This window comes from Rossellomorea aquimaris (genome assembly GCF_003315075.1).
GTDB lineage: Bacteria > Bacillota > Bacilli > Bacillales > Bacillaceae_B > Rossellomorea > Rossellomorea aquimaris_C.
On sequence record NZ_QNRJ01000026.1, the window covers coordinates 19,916 to 38,102 of the forward strand.

The 18,187-nt window shown below is 42.7% G+C and carries 18 protein-coding genes; 11 read left to right on the top strand and 7 right to left on the bottom strand.

Going from position 1 to position 18,187, the window contains the following annotated elements; all coding sequences use genetic code 11:
• Window positions 1-30 precede the first annotated feature (30 nt).
• Window positions 31-291 (top strand): metal-sensitive transcriptional regulator, encoded by a 261-nt coding sequence (locus DET59_RS19335; protein ID WP_113971239.1) that lies wholly within the window; start codon window positions 31-33, stop codon window positions 289-291.
• Window positions 292-352: 61 nt separating this feature from the next.
• Here the strand turns inward: DET59_RS19335 and DET59_RS19340 are convergent, their stop codons facing one another.
• Both DET59_RS19340 and DET59_RS19345 read right to left on the bottom strand, forming a co-directional pair.
• Window positions 353-532, bottom strand: a complete 180-nt coding sequence (locus DET59_RS19340) for a hypothetical protein (protein ID WP_113971240.1) — start codon at window positions 530-532, stop codon at window positions 353-355.
• A gap of 96 nt (window positions 533-628) precedes the next feature.
• Entirely contained in the window at window positions 629-838 is a 210-nt protein-coding gene (locus DET59_RS19345) for a YheE family protein (protein ID WP_113971241.1), read from the bottom strand.
• A 126-nt stretch (window positions 839-964) separates the two neighbouring features.
• Here DET59_RS19345 and DET59_RS19350 point away from each other — a divergent pair, with 126 nt between their 5' ends.
• Window positions 965-1,363 carry a ferritin-like domain-containing protein gene (locus DET59_RS19350; RefSeq protein ID WP_113971242.1) on the top strand — a complete coding sequence of 133 codons (399 nt, stop codon included), beginning with the start codon at window positions 965-967 and terminating at the stop codon, window positions 1,361-1,363.
• A gap of 27 nt (window positions 1,364-1,390) precedes the next feature.
• Here DET59_RS19350 and DET59_RS19355 read toward each other — a convergent pair whose 3' ends face one another.
• Genes DET59_RS19355 through DET59_RS19370 form a run of 4 tightly spaced genes read right to left on the bottom strand, consistent with a single transcriptional unit; the run spans window position 1,391 to window position 6,384 of the window.
• Window positions 1,391-2,584: a YheC/YheD family endospore coat-associated protein gene (locus DET59_RS19355; protein ID WP_113971243.1), complete on the bottom strand. Its 1,194-nt coding sequence runs from the start codon at window positions 2,582-2,584 to the stop codon at window positions 1,391-1,393.
• On the bottom strand, window positions 2,581-3,954 hold the full coding sequence (locus DET59_RS19360; protein ID WP_113971244.1) for a YheC/YheD family endospore coat-associated protein: 1,374 nt from the start codon (window positions 3,952-3,954) through the stop codon (window positions 2,581-2,583). Before DET59_RS19360 ends, DET59_RS19355 begins: the two co-directional genes overlap by 4 nt.
• A complete protein-coding gene (locus DET59_RS19365; protein WP_113971245.1) occupies window positions 3,954-5,042 on the bottom strand; it encodes a YheC/YheD family endospore coat-associated protein in 1,089 nt (362 codons plus the stop codon). Before DET59_RS19365 ends, DET59_RS19360 begins: the two co-directional genes overlap by 1 nt.
• A 4-nt stretch (window positions 5,043-5,046) precedes the next feature.
• Window positions 5,047-6,384 (bottom strand): YheC/YheD family endospore coat-associated protein, encoded by a 1,338-nt coding sequence (locus DET59_RS19370; protein ID WP_181778241.1) that lies wholly within the window; start codon window positions 6,382-6,384, stop codon window positions 5,047-5,049.
• Window positions 6,385-6,514: 130 nt separating this feature from the next.
• Here DET59_RS19370 and DET59_RS19375 point away from each other — a divergent pair, with 130 nt between their 5' ends.
• The 6 genes from DET59_RS19375 (at window position 6,515) to DET59_RS19400 (ending at window position 13,490) form a co-directional block, all read left to right on the top strand.
• A complete protein-coding gene (locus tag DET59_RS19375; protein ID WP_113971247.1) occupies window positions 6,515-7,654 on the top strand; it encodes a DUF445 domain-containing protein in 1,140 nt (379 codons plus the stop codon).
• Window positions 7,655-7,749: 95 nt separating this feature from the next.
• Complete coding sequence (locus tag DET59_RS19380; protein WP_113971248.1) at window positions 7,750-8,103, top strand: YlbF/YmcA family competence regulator; 354 nt, start codon at window positions 7,750-7,752, stop codon at window positions 8,101-8,103.
• A gap of 166 nt (window positions 8,104-8,269) precedes the next feature.
• A complete protein-coding gene (locus tag DET59_RS19385) occupies window positions 8,270-9,142 on the top strand; it encodes an HAD-IIB family hydrolase (RefSeq protein WP_309472485.1) in 873 nt (290 codons plus the stop codon).
• A 135-nt stretch (window positions 9,143-9,277) separates the two neighbouring features.
• Window positions 9,278-10,774 carry a coproporphyrinogen III oxidase gene (locus DET59_RS19390; RefSeq protein ID WP_113971249.1) on the top strand — a complete coding sequence of 499 codons (1,497 nt, stop codon included), beginning with the start codon at window positions 9,278-9,280 and terminating at the stop codon, window positions 10,772-10,774.
• A 191-nt stretch (window positions 10,775-10,965) separates the two neighbouring features.
• Window positions 10,966-12,579: a long-chain fatty acid--CoA ligase gene (locus tag DET59_RS19395; RefSeq protein ID WP_181778242.1), complete on the top strand. Its 1,614-nt coding sequence runs from the start codon at window positions 10,966-10,968 to the stop codon at window positions 12,577-12,579.
• 116 nt (window positions 12,580-12,695) lie between these two features.
• Window positions 12,696-13,490 (top strand): enoyl-CoA hydratase, encoded by a 795-nt coding sequence (locus tag DET59_RS19400; protein ID WP_113971268.1) that lies wholly within the window; start codon window positions 12,696-12,698, stop codon window positions 13,488-13,490.
• 824 nt (window positions 13,491-14,314) lie between these two features.
• Here DET59_RS19400 and DET59_RS19405 read toward each other — a convergent pair.
• A complete protein-coding gene (locus DET59_RS19405; protein ID WP_113971251.1) occupies window positions 14,315-14,500 on the bottom strand; it encodes a YhzD family protein in 186 nt (61 codons plus the stop codon).
• A gap of 186 nt (window positions 14,501-14,686) precedes the next feature.
• Here DET59_RS19405 and DET59_RS19410 point away from each other — a divergent pair, with 186 nt between their 5' ends.
• The 3 genes from DET59_RS19410 (at window position 14,687) to DET59_RS19420 (ending at window position 18,186) form a co-directional block, all read left to right on the top strand.
• On the top strand, window positions 14,687-15,586 hold the full coding sequence (locus DET59_RS19410; protein ID WP_113971269.1) for an ABC transporter ATP-binding protein: 900 nt from the start codon (window positions 14,687-14,689) through the stop codon (window positions 15,584-15,586).
• The gene (locus tag DET59_RS19415; RefSeq protein WP_113971252.1) at window positions 15,579-16,829 is read left to right on the top strand and encodes an ABC transporter permease; all 1,251 of its coding nucleotides are present in this window, start codon (window positions 15,579-15,581) and stop codon (window positions 16,827-16,829) included. Before DET59_RS19410 ends, DET59_RS19415 begins: the two co-directional genes overlap by 8 nt.
• A gap of 148 nt (window positions 16,830-16,977) precedes the next feature.
• Window positions 16,978-18,186, top strand: a complete 1,209-nt coding sequence (locus DET59_RS19420) for a metallophosphoesterase family protein (RefSeq protein WP_113971253.1) — start codon at window positions 16,978-16,980, stop codon at window positions 18,184-18,186.
• The last annotated feature ends 1 nt before the right edge of the window (window position 18,187 follow it).

Below are 18,187 nucleotides of genomic sequence, written 5' to 3' on the forward strand. Positions count from 1 at the left end.
GAATGAATAAATCATTATGGGGTGTCCTAAATGGAATATACTAAAGAAGTTACGAATCGAATGAAACGTCTTGAAGGTCAAGTGCGCGGCGTGTTGAAAATGATGGAAGAGGAAAAACATTGTAAGGATGTTGTGACTCAATTATCTGCCGTACGTACTGCCGTTGATCGTACATTAGGTCTCATCGTTGCGAAGAACCTGGAAGCCTGCATACGTGAATCGGAAGAAGAGGGCATCAATGCAGAAGAAGCCATTCAAGAAGCCGTCAATATGCTTGTCAGAAGTCGATAAATACTAAAAGCTGCCGAAAAGGATCATGGTCCTTTTTGGCAGCTTTTTTGTTTATTCCATTCTATTTCGGCGGTTCTTCATGTTGGGTAATTTCGATTGCTTCTTCGATGTTGGTTGTGTTTTCCCTCATGTGGACGGAACCCCCGGACATGCCTTCGTTGATAAAACGGTCCACATCGAGAAATGCTTTTTCTTTTCCTTCGTAATTGGTATCAGGAAGGAATTGATCGTCTTTTTTCATGCTCATCAGCCTCCTTACTTTAGTTTTGGAAAGGAAGCTGAAGTTATACATGAAGGCTTATTAATTTCTGTTTTCTGGTGAATTATGTACGTTCCATCAATCATAAACGTGGAATAGCATCAGTTCATGAAGCTGCTTCTTGAGGGAGTCCTCCTTATCAGCCGGAGGAGTGGCTCCGGTCCATTCAATTTTACCGTCTTTATGGTAATTACCTTGATATTTGGTCCCGCTGAAGTAAAAGGAAAACGTCCAGCCGGGGAGCTGTTTATTTTCGAACATGCTTTTATATTGAAAATGTTGAATCATTTTTCATCACCTCCACTATTATTGTAAACGTTTTACTACATGCTGTGTAGGTGTGGGTGTTAAATGTATCATAAATGGAATTCTCCTCTAATAGAATTTACTGAAGAGATAGAGGAGGGACGAAGAATGAATTCGTTTATTCGTGATTTGCAAAAGGCGATCAGTGATGAATGGACAGCCTATTATTTCTATAAAGAATTAAAGGGGCGGACGAATAATCCATTATATGTAGAGTTTATCGATCATGCCCGGAAGGATGAGAAAGTGCATTATGAAATGTTCCAATACCTCCATTATTTATTAACGGGGGAGTATTACGAGCATAAGAAAGAGAAGGTAGGGTTTACTACTTTTAAAGAAGGAGTCCTGAGGGCACTGAAGGATGAGCTTGAGGCTGCAGAATTCTACAGGGACATGCTGCTCGAGATTCCCAATCAACAAGCCTATAAGCCCCTTTTTATTGCCATGACTGATGAAATGGAACATGCTACGAGATTTTCTACCATTTATAATTCATTACGGTAAGAATGAAAAAGGTTGAACCACCTGGATTCAACCTTCGTTATTTTTGGCACTGAGTGTGAGGAATGTGCGGACAAGCTGTTTTCGACGTTTGCTTTCAATTTCTTCTTCATCGAAACTCATAGGCTTTGAATTGATTTCAAATAATACAAATCCCCCATGTTCCCGGGGAGCTAAGTCGATGGAAAACTCTCCAACATACCCAAAGGATTTAGCAAGCTCTTCCCCACATGTTTGAACGATCCGTGAAATTTCCTTTTTGGTATGAGCATCTGCGACTTCTTTAAGTGAAATAATCTTCCCACCGGTAGGTACATGAGTGGTGACTTCCTGTCGCTGCGACATGCGGACGCCAATGCCTATTAAACGAAAATCTTCTCCCGTGTGAAGGACCAATATACGGAAGTCATAACGATGATCATGCAATGTTTTACAGGAAACGGCTTCCTGCATGATCCACTGGTTACTATTAAACCAATCGCTGTATGATTGAAACAGGCGGGATATGTTTAAGAACCGCTCCATTTTTTTAATGCTTTTGCAGAGGATACGTCCATTGTCATCGATCTCGATGAGTCTGATTCCTTTTCCTTGCGAAGCGAGAGAGTGTTTCACGTATACTTTTTTATGTGTCGTAAGAAAGTGGGTGAAGGACTCTTCATTTATGACAAGTTCAGTTTGAGGCAGGTATGGATCGAGTTCACGACTGTTGGACAGAAGCTCGTATATTTTCCATTTGTTAAAGAAATGAGGGTTGAAAAAAGGAATTTTATGTTCCTTGATAAAATGGAGGAGCTTCTCATAGGCCTGATTTTGCTCAGCATGCCTCGAAGGAACGCGATTGTATATGACGTTTGGAACGGGAAATAGGCATTTCACCCATTTGTTTAATGGCTGATTGTATATGATACCGGAAATGGAATCACCGAAAACATCTTGAGGAGAGAAGACAAAACAGATTCCACCTGCCTGTTCAACGTCCAGTTGAATCGATCGAAACAATTCAAAATTCCCCTTGTATTTATTCCTTTCCTCCTTACTTGCTACGATTCCGATAAGGGGGACCGCCGGAATATTCTTCTGATGGGGTGAGATGGTGAATTGATAGCAATCTTTTGAATCCTTAGAAGAAAGCAGAAAGGAATTCTTCGCAAACCCATAGGTCGTGATGGATTCTTCCACATGGAAAAAGGTCTTCTTCACCCGATCATAAAGGATGTTCATGGAATCATTTCCTCAGGATGATTCAAGCTCTGCTGAGTGAGAAAGATCCCGAATGACAAGGCAAGTTTTCTTGTTAATAAATCATAGCTCCTCAAATGGGGGTGGGAAAAAATAGATCTTCCCGGCTTAGAGTTTGCTTCGAACATCCAAATTCGGTGATTTTCGTCCACTCCGAAATCAAAGCCGATTTCTCCAATATATCCTTCCAGATTTCGTTCGATGCTATGTGATAGTCTTAACGCTGCCTCCTTTAGTGCCCCTTCAATAACTTCTCGAACGGCTTCGTCTGGAAACAGCTCCGATAATATTTTCACTTCTCCACCGTTATTCGCATGGGTGGTCACACTTCCTGATCCTGCCACTTTCCCGGCTATTGCACTTACTTGCCAGGCCCCATCCTCACCTTTGTTCGTATGAACCCGGAAGTCGATTGGCCGGTTATTTTCCTGCAACAGGGAAATTCCCTGCTGGACGATAAAAGTATCAAGATTTCGACTCTTAAAGACCGTATTGACAAGTTGCTCCAAGGACTTAAATTTCAGTAAGCGATTTTTACGATCCCCATCCCTGAACCTGCAATAATATTCTTCGGTAGAGCGGTTATACGTAATCTTGTGGATGCCGTTGCCGAGACTGCCATTTTTCGGTTTCAGATAAATATGGTGATAGGAGGAAAGCATTCTTTCCATCTCGTCAAATGATTGAAATGAATGTGTTTCCGGCAGCAGATGCTGGACTGAAGAATCGTTTTCCAGTCGTTCAAACAAATCAAGCTTATTAAAAAAACCTGGATTGTACCAGGGAATACCGTATTCCCTCTGAAGTCTTTCTTTGATGCTCTGGTACGTTTTCCGCTTTTCGCTGCGGCGGTTCGGTAGTCTGTCATAGATAACATTGGGAAAAGGAATCTCCTCGATTTCCCATCCTTCTCCAAAGTGAAAATATCCCTTTATCAGTCCGTTCTCCCAATTAATATGACGCTCTCCAAACACAAAGGGAATGACTCCAAGGGATGATTGAACAGATAAGAGCTTTTTGAAGAAATAGGACCGCTCACCAATCGGGCTTAAGCTAAAGCTTGTGAATCCTGAAGTGAATATGCCTATGAGCACCCCTATATATAAACAATCCTCTTTACAAAAGAGAGAAAGGGAATTTACTTTAGGAGGAAGATGTAGCTTCAGGGCTAAGCCGGAGCTAATGCCAATCACGTTACGTCCATTCGGATGTCGCTTACATTCCGCGGATTGCCGTGCGGTTCCCAGGATCACTGTATGAGGGAACATTTTTTCCTCCAGCTTAAAACCAGAGGGGAGGTAGAGAAGGCTTTCTTCATCTTGGAATTGTTCTATTTTGTACGTTTTAAGCATTAGAAATCACCTCGTCTTAAGGATGTTAGTGATTGTGATGCCAAGAACTCACAATAATCTAATGGAGCTTTGTATAAAGATGGCAGTTTCTCTTGTCCCAATGCATCTACCACCTTATGTCCCGGCTTGGAGTTCATATCCAGAATCCACAGTGATTGGTCCTCAGCAATCATAATATCAACCCCAATTTCAAACAGGGCTGAAAAATGTTCTTCAAGTATTAAAGGCATTTCCTGCATAATGTCGGTGAGTTCTTCTTCTATATAGTCCCACGAGGAATCATGAAGAGTCTTCCAATCACTGTATGATTTATATGCAGCCCCCATACTGATATTGGTCAGAATGGCCTGCGGTTCCCCCACTCGGATCGCCCGCTGAAATTCTCTCCATTCTCCATGAGCGTTTTTATTCAAAAGGATGCGCAGATCAAAAGGAGCCTCCTCTTTCGTCAGATTGAGAATCCGCTTTTGACAAATGAATGTATGCTGCTGAAGGATCCGGTTCACCCACTTGATAAAGATTTCTTTCCTTTGGAAGGATTGTTCCATGATCCCTTCCTTTTTCGTTGTTCGAACGACAATGCCGCCTCGGCTTTCCACAAGATGATAAATGGCAAATCCATGAGCTCCATCGACTGGTTTGATTATTATATCTTTATGTTCAGTAAGTAGATTTAATAAATGATTTCCATCGGTCAGAAGATACGTTTCGGGAATAAATGGGGAGATGGGCGTCTTTTTAAGTTTTTCGTATAGATGCCATTTGTTTGGCAATCCATAGCCGAGAAATCGAATGTGTCTCTGATTTTTCAACCACTGAACGACGGCCTTTGCCTGCTGGGACTGTATATCCTTTTGATAATACGTACGGTCGTAGATATATTCTGGAATCTCAAAGGCTTCATTTTCCCATGATTGTGACTCTTTATTGAAATAGAATCCATCCACCGTTTCGTTTAATGGAGAGATTCCTTTGGGGGAGAAAAGATAAAGATCAATAGGATAAGAGAGGGATTGTTTCGCTATTCCAAGAAAGTAGCTGTTCGTTACTTGCGGATTAAGGGTCATAATGCCCAATGATTGGTTCATCGTGTTAATCCTCCTTGTTCATCCATTTTGAGAAACTATATTCATAGAGTGCTTTAACCGACGGACGAATCCGGTCGTTCTCCAAGTATGTTCGTTTAGAAGGCTTGGAATTGACTTCGATCAGCCATGGCTTCCCGCTTTCATCGATGCCAACATCAATGCCGAGCTCGGCGTAATGCCCTTCTACCGTGTCAGAAAGGAGTCGGGCAGAAGACGTACATAACTTCTTCATGTCATTTAGGACCCGAATGCTTTCCTTAGGTGAAAAAACAGTTTGAAGGATTGCTAGAGGCTTTGCAATTCGTCCTCCCTGATCGACATTTGCCACGAATTGATCACGAGAAGCAATCCGGGCAACAGAAGAAACGATTTCCCAATTTCCCTTTCCATTCAAGTGGCAAAGAAATCGAAAATCTAATGGCTGCCCTTCCACTGTAAGAAAAGGAATGGTTTCCTGAACCAAATAAGAAGATGGGTTGCACCAGGATCGAATTTGCTTATAGAGTGAAGAGTAGGTTGAGAAGGAAAGCGGACTCTGTGATGTGAAAGAGTTCTGGTACATGATAAACTCGTTCTCTCTTTTTTGGATTCGCATGATGTACCGTCCCTTGCTCCCGTTTATCCCCTTAACGAAAACATCCTTATATAAGGAAAGCATTTCCTCCAATGAATCGAACCCCTGCACGGTTTTGGGTATGTGTTGTACTAAGGACGGGCTGTCTTTCAGCGCATTGTAAACCTCGTCTTTCGATAGAAACCCGGAATTGAAAACATGAATGTTCCGTTCTTCAGATTGAGTGAGCGCTTTTTCAAAGGAAGGGGTTCTTTCTACCTTTCTTGAATGACATCGATTGTAAATGACGTGAGGAGCGGGAAGTGTTTTAAGCTCCCAGTCTTGATCAAGAAATACAACCCCTTCAGGAAGGTCCCCTACAAAAGAAGAGAGCGGAATAAGATAAAAGAATCCACCTTTTCGTTGAAACCAGGTCTGACACTCTGTAAAATAATCTTTTAAAGAGTGAGAATGTAATGTATTGAGAGAGAATTGGTTGATTAATAGTGCCACGACCGGTCCTATATGAATGATGCTATGCCTTGAATCGATGGATATCCATATATTTTCCAAATTCGGCATGGAGGAGAATAATGAATCGCTTGTTTCTAACATAATCTGTAAAGAATCAGAGGTCGCCTCCCTGCATATGACGTTAAGAGAAGAGTTGCCACATTTCAGCGTCATGTTTCGTTGAAAAGGATATCGATTCATCATCTGCTTCGGTATATACAAGTGATGATGATCATGTTGATGTTTTTGCGAACTAAATGAACATTTTATCTTCATAAGCATTCCCCGTTTGCATAACCCGTACGAATGATTCTATAATGATTTATTGGGCTAATGTTGATATAGCATTCTATGTAAGCCCAGGCAAAATGTTCAAACAAGAGAAGTAGAAAAGGAAGGTGCAATAATGCTGGATGCTTTCATCCTAATACTGTTCATGGTTTTGATTGGAGCCCTCATTGGAGGAGTCACCAATTCATTAGCCATAAAAATGTTATTCAGACCTTATAGGGCTTACTATATCGGGAAATTTAAAGTACCATTCACACCAGGGTTGATCCCAAAACGCCGGGGGGAATTAGCGGAACAACTCGGGAAAATGGTGGTCGATCATTTAATCACTCCTGAAAGTCTTCAAAAAAAAGTGATGAACTATGATTTTCAAAGGGATGTAACCCATTGGCTAGCGGAAGAATTACAGCCTGTCTTCGCATCGGACAAAACAGTGAATGAGTGGCTGGATATCCTGCAGATCCCTGTATCCTCCGATCGTCTTAATGAATGGCTTGAAGAGTGGGTAGCTGTAAAAATGAAAGATACGAAAGCAGCCTACACCTCTAAAAAGCTGGAAGAGGCTCTTCCAGAAAAGTGGCAGGAAAAAGTCGAAGAAAGCATTCCGAAGCTTGTTGACTTCATCGCAAACCGTGCGGAAACTTATTTCACGAGCCCTGAAGGAAAAATGAAAGTGAAGATCATGATCGACGATTTTCTGAAAGAACGGGGCATGCTCGGAAACATGCTTGGAATGTTCCTCGGCAACACATCTGTAGCGGACAAAGTACAGCCTGAAATCGTAAAGTTCATCAAGCATGAAGGAACCCAGGAAATCCTTTACAATCTGCTGACAAAAGAATGGTCCAAACTGAAACAAATGCAGCTTAATGAGTTCATCGATCGATTACCGGAAGAAGACTTGATTCAATCCGTCCAGGCATCCCTGGTCAAACTCGTCAACATCGAAGGGCACCTATCCAAGCCGCTCAGAACCTTCCTTGAGCCTCACAAGGAATCCTTCTTCCATAAGCAGCTTCCAAAATGGGTGGATAGAGGGACGGACCTCTTATCGAAGAAGATTCCAAACCTGATGGAGAAGATGCACCTGCAGCATATTGTGCAGGAGCAGGTTGAATCATTTTCAGTTGGAAGGTTGGAAGAATTGGTTCTCGGCATTTCCCGTCGTGAATTCAAAATGATTACTTATTTAGGGGCATTACTAGGAGGAGTGATCGGAATCGTTCAAGGGGTCATAGCCCTCTTTATCTCTTAATCCTACAAAGCTCAAGGGTCCTTCCTAGAATTTCACTCTATAGTTTGTTATAGTGGTGTAGGAAACAAAGAGTGAAATTATAGGAGGTACGTATTTTGGCTATTAACTTATACGATCAAGCGAACGAATTGGAAAGTGCTTTACGTCAAAGCGATGAATTTCTAGAACTGAAGAAGATGTATGACGAAGTAAACAATGACGAATCTGCTAGCAAGATGTTTGAAAACTTCAGAAACATCCAAATGACACTTCAACAAAAACAAATGAGCGGTGAAGAAATCTCTCAAGAAGAAGTAGAGCAAGCTCAAAAGACTGCTCAACTTGTTCAACAACACGAATTAATCGCAAAGCTTATGGAAGCTGAACAACGCATGAGCATGGTCATCAATGACTTGAACAAAGTCATCATGAAACCACTTGAAGAACTTTACGGTTCAATGCAGAAATAATATGGATACCAAAGGGACTAACCTCCGGATCGGGGGTTAGTCCTTTTCTTTAGTTCTGCCAGCTGCTCCATATAATTTCCGAATTGCTCCCACCCCTTGTCATATTTGTCTCCCCTCATTCATAAAAGTAAAGAAAGGGAGTAGACAACATATAGGGGGGACACCAATGATAATCTATAGAATGTTAGCGTTAAATATTGATGGAACGATTGTAAATGAAAACGGAAAAATTGCGAAGGAAACAAAGGAAGCAATTGAGTACGTTCAAGATAAAGGTGTACCGGTCACATTGGTTACAAGCAGAAGCTTTGCTTCAGCAAAGAAAGTAGCCAAAGCCCTTAAGCTCAAAACCCCGCTAGTCACACATAGTGGTGCTTACATTGCTGGGGAGCATGAAAAACCGATGTATGTAAAAAAGATTGCCGAGGATATTACGTATGAAATAGCTCAATTTCTCGAAGGGTTCTCATGCCAAGTAGCTCTATCCCATGAGAAGAGGTCAATCATTGGAAAAGCCAATTCCCAGGCAAGGGATATGGCCAAAGTCTCGTGGCAAAGGGAGTCAAAATTACTTTATAGTAAGCAATTTGTGGATCGTGTGAGTGATCATCTCTTGGAGAATCCAATGTCGGTTCCGAAGATATCGGTTGTCATGGAGCATCGGGAAGATGTGTGGGACGTAGTCGCTTCTCTAAAAGGAATGTATGAAGAAGTGGACGCCATCCCGACATCCGACTATAAACTGGATATCGTGCCAAGGGGCGTATCGAAGCTTCGAGGATTGATGTATCTGTCTGAACGTCTCGGAGTGAAGAAGGATCAAATCGTGATGGTCGGCTCGGGGCTGGATGACATCGACTCCTTGGAATGCTGCGGTCTTGGGGTTGCTATGGGAGATGCCCCAAGACAGGTGACAGATGCAGCAAACTGGATTACACGGAGCCAAAGCGAAAAAGGCATCCCGTATTTTGTTACAGAACTATTCCGCAAGCAGCACCCGATTCCATTCCTGAAGAAAATGAACATCATTAAATCATAAACCGATACACCCCGCATTTCCATTGGAAAGCGGGGTGTTGTATTTATTTCAGTGGGCTTCCCTGCCATTGACCATTCCCACCCCATTCTGTACACTTATAAAAGCTTATTAGATTTGGTGGAAGGTGATTAGAACGTGAATGTTTTGATAAAAGGAATCGAGGATGAGCGTTTTGAGCGCCCCCTGCGATTGATTGCGAATTTATTTTTTGAAGAATCCGTGATTCACTTTGGCCGTTGTGATGACATGGATCTTCAAGTCAAAATAGATATTTCAATAGAAGAAAAGATTGAAGCGAAAGCCGTGTTGACCAAGCCGTCTTCTGACGAATCATACACTGCGGCCTATGAACGTGGCTGGACATCATATGAAAATGAAAAGGAACGTTTCAAACAGCTGAAAACAGCAGTATCTCATGTGTATCTGAATGTACTTCAAGACCTGACGGGAATCAGGCAAAAGTGGGGGATCTTAACGGGGATCCGTCCTACCAAGCTTTTACATAAGCAGACTCAGCTTGGGATTCCCCAGGAGGAAATTCAAGCGAAATTGAAGGAAGAATACCTCATTACCGAAGAGAAAATTCAGCTGATGCAAAACATCGTGGACCGTCAGTTATCGGTTGTGCCGGATCTCTATGATCTCCAGAATGAAGTGAGTATCTATATCGGAATCCCATTTTGCCCTACCAAATGTGCGTATTGTACATTTCCTGCATACGCGATTCTCGGTAAACAAGGTCGGGTCGATTCGTTCCTGGCCGGGCTTCACTACGAAATCCAGGAAATGGGACGCTGGCTCAAAGAGAATAACGTCAAGATTACGACGATTTACTATGGTGGGGGGACACCGACAAGCATCACGGCAGAAGAAATGGATGCCCTATATGAAGAAATGTATCGATCATTCCCTGATGTGGACGCGGTAAGGGAAGTAACGGTAGAAGCAGGGAGACCTGATACGATTTCCCCGGATAAACTAGAGGTACTAAAGAAATGGAATATCGACCGTATCTCCATCAACCCTCAGTCGTATACACAAGAAACATTAAAAGCGATCGGCCGTCATCACACCGTGGAAGAGACCATTGATAAATTTCATTTATCCCGCAACATGGGAATGAACAACATCAACATGGATCTCATTATCGGACTACCGGGTGAAGAGCTTCCAGAACTTCAGCATTCTTTGGATGAAACCGAAAAGCTCATGCCTGAATCGTTGACCGTCCACACTTTGTCCTTCAAGCGGGCGTCTGAAATGACGAAGAATAAAGATAAGTATAAAGTGGCAGACCGGGTGGAAATCGAGAAGATGATGGACCTTGCCGAAGAATGGACGAAGGCTAACGGCTATGAGCCCTATTACTTATATCGTCAGAAGAACATTCTCGGTAATCTCGAAAATGTCGGATATGCTCTCCCCGGACAGGATAGCCTCTATAACATCATGATCATGGAAGAAGTCCAAACCATCATTGGCATTGGCTGCGGGGCTGCGAGTAAATTCATCGATCCGAAGACCGGAAAGATCACGCATTTTGCCAATCCCAAAGAGCCAAACGCCTACAACCTGGGATTCAAAGAATATACCGATAAGAAGATCAAAATCCTTAATGACATATTTTCATAATAACAAGCTGTCCAGAGAACTTCTGGACGGCTTTTATTTATATCTAAGGACGTCTCTATATGAATGACTAACAGAATTTTTCTACAATACTTAAAGGATTACATCTGAAAAGGTCGAATTAGTAAGGTAGACATAGAAATTCAGACAATACTTTTGAAAACGCTTACTAATATTGAGGGGAGAGATCGAATTTGATGCAAACACCTCTGCTTTTGACACAAATGATTGAACGAGCCGAAAAGTATTTTCCTAACAAAGAAATTGTTTCACGTACTGAGTCCGGAATAAGCCGCTTCACGTATAAACAGTGGGGAGAAAGAACAAGAAGACTTGCAAGCAGCCTATCAAAACTTGGGGTGGAAGAAGGGGATAAGGTAGGGACACTTGCCTGGAATCATCATCGACATCTTGAATCCTATTTTGCGATTCCTTGTAGTGGGGCTGTCCTACATACGATCAATATTCGCTTATCACCTCAGCACATCGTATATATCATCAATCATGCCAAGGACCAGGTATTGCTCATCGACTCGGACATCGTACCGCTCATCGAAAAAATCAAAGACCAGATACCGACGGTCAAAGCGTTCATTGTAATGACCGATGGAGACTTGCCGGAAACCACTTTGGAACCGGTTTATCATTATGAGAGTATGCTTGAGGAAGGCGACCCTTCTTTCCAATTCCGGACTAACATTGATGAAAATGCTCCTGCCGGGATGTGTTACACCTCAGCCACAACCGGAAATCCTAAAGGGGTCATTTATTCTCATCGTGGAATCGTCCTGCATGCCATGGCGCTTGGACTTGCTGATACCACTGGTGTTTGTGAAAGGGACGTGGCACTGCCGGTCGTACCGATGTTCCATGTAAATGCATGGGGACTTCCATTTGCCTCGGTGTGGTTCGGGACGAAGCAGGTTCTGCCTGGACCATATTTCACTCCTGGATTGCTGGCTCAGTTAATGCAGGATGAGAAGGTAACCATCTCTGCAGGGGTCCCGACCATTTGGCTTGGCCTGCTCAATGAATTAGAGAAAAATGAGTATGATCTCTCCAGCCTTCGTTCCGTTCTATGCGGTGGTTCTGCGGCTCCTAAAGGAATGATTAGAACCTTTGAAGAGAAATTCGGCATTCCGTTCATGCATGCATATGGAATGACGGAAACAAGTCCGCTTGCCGTGATTGCTGCATCGAAAAGCTATCATGATGATCTTTCCCCTGAAGAAAAGCTTGATCTGAAAGCAAAGCAAGGGATCCTCGTCCCTGGACTGGACATGAAAATCGTCGGGAAAGATGGAGATGTGGCTTGGGATGGAAAGGAAATGGGAGAGCTTGCCCTGAGAGGTCCATGGATTGCTTCTGAATACTATGAAGATGAAAGAACACAGGAAGCATTCCGTGATGGCTGGCTGTATACAGGAGATGTGGTCACCATCGACGAAGAGGGCTACATTAAAATCGTTGACCGCACAAAGGACTTGATCAAATCAGGTGGGGAATGGATTTCTTCTGTAGACCTTGAAAATGCCCTCATGGCACATGAACATATCTTCGAAGCAGCGGTAGTTGCCGTTCCCCATGAAGAATGGCAGGAACGCCCGATCGCTTGTGTGGTGTTAAAAGACTCGGGAAAAGGAAATGTGTCCAAAGAAGAAATCATGGACTTTCTGAAACCACAGTTTGCCAAATGGTGGCTGCCGGATGAGATCCTGTTCCTTGATGAAATTCCCAAAACGTCAGTAGGTAAATTTTTGAAGAGAGCATTGCGGGACCAAGTGCAGGATAAAATGAAACAAATATAAATCGTATGAGAGGTCGGTACGAAGTCGGCCTCTCTTTTGAATTATTATACTATTCAAAATAATGATTCCTAAAAATAGGATATTACGCTATGCTAGAAGAAAGGGGAGGGATTTTTTTGACAGTGTCAAATCAATACGAAACAGTAAAATTACATAAAGAAGGTAAGGTGGCGAGGCTTCAGCTGAACCGGCCTCAATCACTGAATGCGTTGGATGCGGGGCTTATGGGAGAGCTCCTGGCTGCGTTAAAAGAAGTGAAAAATGACCCATCGATTTCTTTATTGGTCCTGACAGGGGAAGGAAAGGGGTTTTCTTCTGGAGGAGATATTAAATCCATGCTTTCATTAAGTGGAGAAGAACAGTTCTCAAGTATTATGGATACCATCAGTGAACTGGTGATGACGCTGTACACCATGCCGAAAATTGTTCTAACAGGTATACATGGTGCTGCTGCAGGTCTGGGTTTCAGCCTGGCGCTTTGCTCCGACTATATTTTGTGTGAAGAAGACAGCAAGCTCGCCATGAACTTTATCGGCATCGCACTGATTCCGGATGGTGGAAGTCATTTTCTTCTGCAGGAGCGCCTGGGAACACATAAAGCGAAACGATTGATTTGGAACGGTAAAGTATTGGAAGGGCAAGAGGCTCTTATGAAGGGACTGGTTGACGAAGCGATTCCTTCAGGGAAATTGGAAGAAGGCATCGAACGCTATACAAAACAAGTATTAAGTGCACCGACGAAGGCGATGCTGAAAACGAAAGATGTATATGTCACATTAAACAAAGACAGACTTCAGCGGGCACTTGATCTCGAAAAAGAAGGGCAATGGCTCATGCGCCAAACCTCGGATCACCAGGAAGGCATCCGCGCATTTGTGGAGAAAAGAAGACCTGAATTTAAGGGAGAATAATAGCTAAAAAGAACTAACCTGAAGGGGTTGGTTCTTTTTTATTATACATTCAGCCTTTTAATTTATGGATCTTTTCGCAAAGATTGTTGTTTTCTAACATAGAGTCTGCCAGGGCTCTGTCAACCAGGTTTATGCTGGATGGTGAGGGGAACTGCTCCGCTTTCCGCGGACGTTCGGCCGAGCCTCCTCAGCTTAGCCGAACGGGGTCTCGGCACGACCGTACTTCCGCAGGAGTCTACGCAGTTCCCCTCACCATCTTAAATGGAATTTCGTGACAGAGCTTAAAAGAAACAAAAAATGGCCGAAAGAAAACAGATCTTCTATTATATACAAGCAGAAAAAGGCTTTCTTTATATAGTTAATGAAATTAAAAGAGGACAAGCTAAATCCTCCGTGAGTAATAACGATAAAAATATGACTAATAACTGATTTATGAGCTATCATAATGATGTTAATTTGATACTCCTTTGTAGACATTTTGATTTTGGGAACAAACTAGGAGTTTTTTGTTTTTGCCTATCCATCATTCGGCAGTCAGAATAAAGAAGCACAGAGTGGATTGTAGCGGAAGGCACTTGACTCCTGCGGGTAATAGAGGAAAGGTCGAGACCCCGCAGGGCAAAGCCCAAGGAGGCTCGACTTCCTCCCCGCGGAAAGCAAGTGCCTGGAGCGGAAAGGAACGGTCTATGTTTTCACACTACCACTCATCTAAAACGGAAATTCACTTTTAGGCAGTTATGCAAAGCTTCATTGTTTACGAAAATAGCAAAATAAAAAATGCATTACAAGCCACTGGACGTGACCCGCAATGCAGGATGTAAGCTTTACACATGAAACAACAATAGTTTCCCCAGAGGAGAAGTACAGCGATGAGTATGATCGGAGTACCCCTTTTCTTCTAACATGGATTCTCCCATTTTCTTTGCGTCGCTGTCGGATGAAGCTTCGAATGATTCATCCAGAATCTTTTTTCCGTCTTTTTCAAAAACCGTCAATTTGTATACTTTCATTGTGATGTACCCCTTTGTATAGAATTCATGTACTCTTTTATTTTTTCATATTATCATTTTTTTGGAAAGTCTAAATCGTTTGATAAAGAAAAAAGGATGGAAAATGAAACCTTTTATGGATAAAATCGTAGAGTACTAGAGAGAAAAAAGATGCTCGTTTTATGGGTATGGGAGGGAAATGCTGAAATGGGTTTGAATATACAACAGGTAACCAAACGGTTTGGACAATTTACAGCAGTTGATCAGCTGTCACTGAACATCCCACCGGGTGAAATGTTTGGGTTCCTGGGCGCGAATGGGGCCGGGAAGACAACAACATTTCGAATGGTGTTAGGGTTGTTAGATGCAACGGAAGGGCAGATTACGTGGAAAGGGAAACGGATCGATTATTCCACAAGTCCGGAAATTGGATATCTGCCTGAAGAAAGAGGACTATATCCGAAAATGAAGGTGAGCGATCAGATCGTCTATCTGGCCCGTCTTCGAGGGATGGATAAAAAAATGATCCTGAAGGAACTGGATTACTGGCTGGAACGATTCAATGTTCCTCAAAACGTCAACAAGAAAGTAGAAGAACTTTCAAAGGGAAATCAGCAAAAAATACAGTTTATCGCATCGGTTATCCATAAGCCCAGTTTACTGATTCTCGACGAACCGTTCAGCGGTCTCGATCCGGTTAATGTTGAACTGTTAAAGGATGCGGTCCGGGAAATCAAGAATAATGGAACGACAATCGTGTTCTCCAGTCACCGCATGGAGCATGTGGAGGAGCTCTGTGAAAGCCTGTGCATCATGCATAAAGGGCGTCCCGTCGTGCATGGTGGCTTGAAGGAGATCAAGCGTTCTTTTGGGAAGAAGAATGTGGTGATTCACTCCGATTTTGATCTTCTATATCTGAAGGATATGAAAGGAGTGACGAAGCTGAAAGAAACAACGGAAGGAGTGCTTCTACAGGTCGAGTCTGAGGCTGCTGCCCAGGGGGTATTTCATGATGTTGTTCAAAAGGGATTCCTTCGTAAGTTCGAATTAGAAGAACCTTCCCTGAACGATATCTTCATAGAAAAGGTGGGAACTTCTTATGAATAATTTCTTCTTGATCCTTAGTCACTCTTATTTATCTAAGCTTAAGGCTAAATCTTTTATCATATCCACCGTCATCATTGCCGCAGCCCTTGTATTATTGGCCAATTTTGACAGTATCATTTCGAACTTCAGTGATGATGACACGAGTAAGATAGCAGTTCAGGACGATACGGGCAAGCTGTATGATCCGCTTGTGCAACAGTTGGAGATCATGGATAGCGAGATTGAGCTTGAACCTGCCACTCAATCGCTGGAAGAAATCGAAAAGAAAATAGAATCTGAAGAAATAAAAGGATTACTCATTTTGAGTGAAAGCGCTGAAGGTCTTCCACAAGCCCTATATAAATCCAATTCGTTATCAGAGTCCAATGTGGCCGGGGAATTACAAATCGCCCTGCAAAATGTAAAGTCTTCACTGGCTGCAAGTATTCTGGAGCTTTCAGGTGAAGAGCTGGCACTGCTTAGCGGTCCTGTTGCCTTTGAGAAGGAAGCCCTTGTTGCAGGAGCCAAGTCTGAAGAAGAACTAAGTCAGGCAAGGGGTATTGTATATGTTCTATTATTCTTTATTTATTTCTCTGTCATCGCTTACGCCAACATGACAGCCATGGAAGTCGCGACAGAAAAAAGCTCCCGGGTCATGGAAATACTCATATCGAGTGTATCCCCGGTGAAACAAATGTTTGCCAAGATTATTGGAATCGGCCTCGCAGGGTTAACACAGTTAGCCGTCATCCTGGCTGTAGGCTACTTTACAATGATTCAAAAGAAAGATGAACTGGTCGGGGGTTTCTTTGAAGGATTCGGATTTGAATCTCTATCTGTAGGTGTGATCATATATGCGGTTTTATTCTTCTTATTAGGGTATTTCCTGTATGCAACCCTGGCTGCATTACTGGGGTCTCTTGTCAGTAGAATCGAAGATGTGCAGCAGATGATCATGCCGATGACCTTCCTGATCATGATTGGATTCTTCATCTCCATGTTCGGTCTTGGAAATCCGGAATCCAGTTTTGTCACGATCACTTCGTACATCCCGTTCTTTACACCGATGGTTATGTTCCTTCGTGTAGGGATGCTGAATCTTCCAGTGTATGAACCCGTCATAGGAATTGTGGTCCTCCTTGTGACGATTATTATTCTTGGAGTATTTGGGGCAAGGGTGTATCGCGGAGGAGTGCTCCTTTACGGAAAATCTAATTCATATAAAGATATTAAAAAAGCAATCGATATCACATCGAAGAAATAATAGGTAAGAGCAGGCTGTCTCCGTCGTCCGGGGCAGCCTTTCTCTATGAATCGCGTGAAATGTTGAATATATACTGAAATAATCGCCGGTTTTAGGATATAATGAAAGAATATAAGAACGTATATTCGTAGTGCAGGGAGGGAACTTCATGGGGAAGATTCGGTTTTTTCATGTAGCAGATCTACATCTTGATAGTCCTTTTATCGGACTAAAACATTTACCGAAAGAAGTGTTCGAACGGATACATAATAGTACCTTTGCCTCTTTTGAAAAAGTGGTAAGGGAAGCGATTCATAGACAAATTGACTTCATCATCATCAGCGGGGATCTGTTTGACGAAGAAGATCGCAGCATTCGTGCGCAGGCGAAATTATTAAAGCAATTCAAGCTGTTACATTCAAACAACATTCCTGTATACGTTGTTCACGGGAATCATGATCATCTTGGAAGCTTTCGATTAGAACTCGATATGCCGGATAACATACATATCTTCAACACAGAAACAGAAGTGAAACAGCTTACTGTAAAGAATGGGACAACTGTAGATATAGTCGGATTCAGCTATGGTACAAGACATATCCAGGAAAGAAGGATTGCTGATTATCCCAAACGTTCCGTTGACCGCTATACGATAGGCATCCTCCATGGAAGTGAAGGAAGTGTGCATTCTTCACATGAAACGTACGCTCCTTTTGCAGTAAGGGAACTATTGGAGAAGAATTATCATTACTGGGCTTTGGGGCATATCCATGAGCGGCAGATTCTGCACGAAGAGCCTTACATCGTGTATCCAGGCAACATCCAGGGAAGACATCGAAAAGAAACGGGTGAAAAAGGATGCTATGAAGTGGTGCTTGATCATCACCATACAGAATTAACATTTATCCCGACTCACGACTTGATATGGAAGACATGCACCGTATCCCTTCAAGGTGTTCAGCGCTTTGGGGAAATCTTTCAGCGTATCCAGCAAGCTCTGGAATATCTTGGAGAAGGGGATGTGTTAATTGAGGTGATCTTGACGGATGACGAATCACTCCCTCAAGACATGGCGGGCAAAATTGCAGATGGTGATCTACTGGAAGCACTGCAGTCAGAATACGAAAGTCACCGGGGGTTGAAGTGGATTCATTCAATACGATGGAATCATGCACAAGCGAGTCGTGGAATGGAACAGGATCCATTCAAACAGGAAGTAATCGAGACTCTGGAAAACATGGGTGAAGAAGAATGGAAGGCTGCCCTGGCAGAACTGTATGAGCACCCTTCTATTTACCGCTTTCTGGATCCCTTAAAGGAAGAAGAGAAGAAATCTTTAATAGAAGAAACAGAGCACTTGTTACAAAATAAAGGCTGAT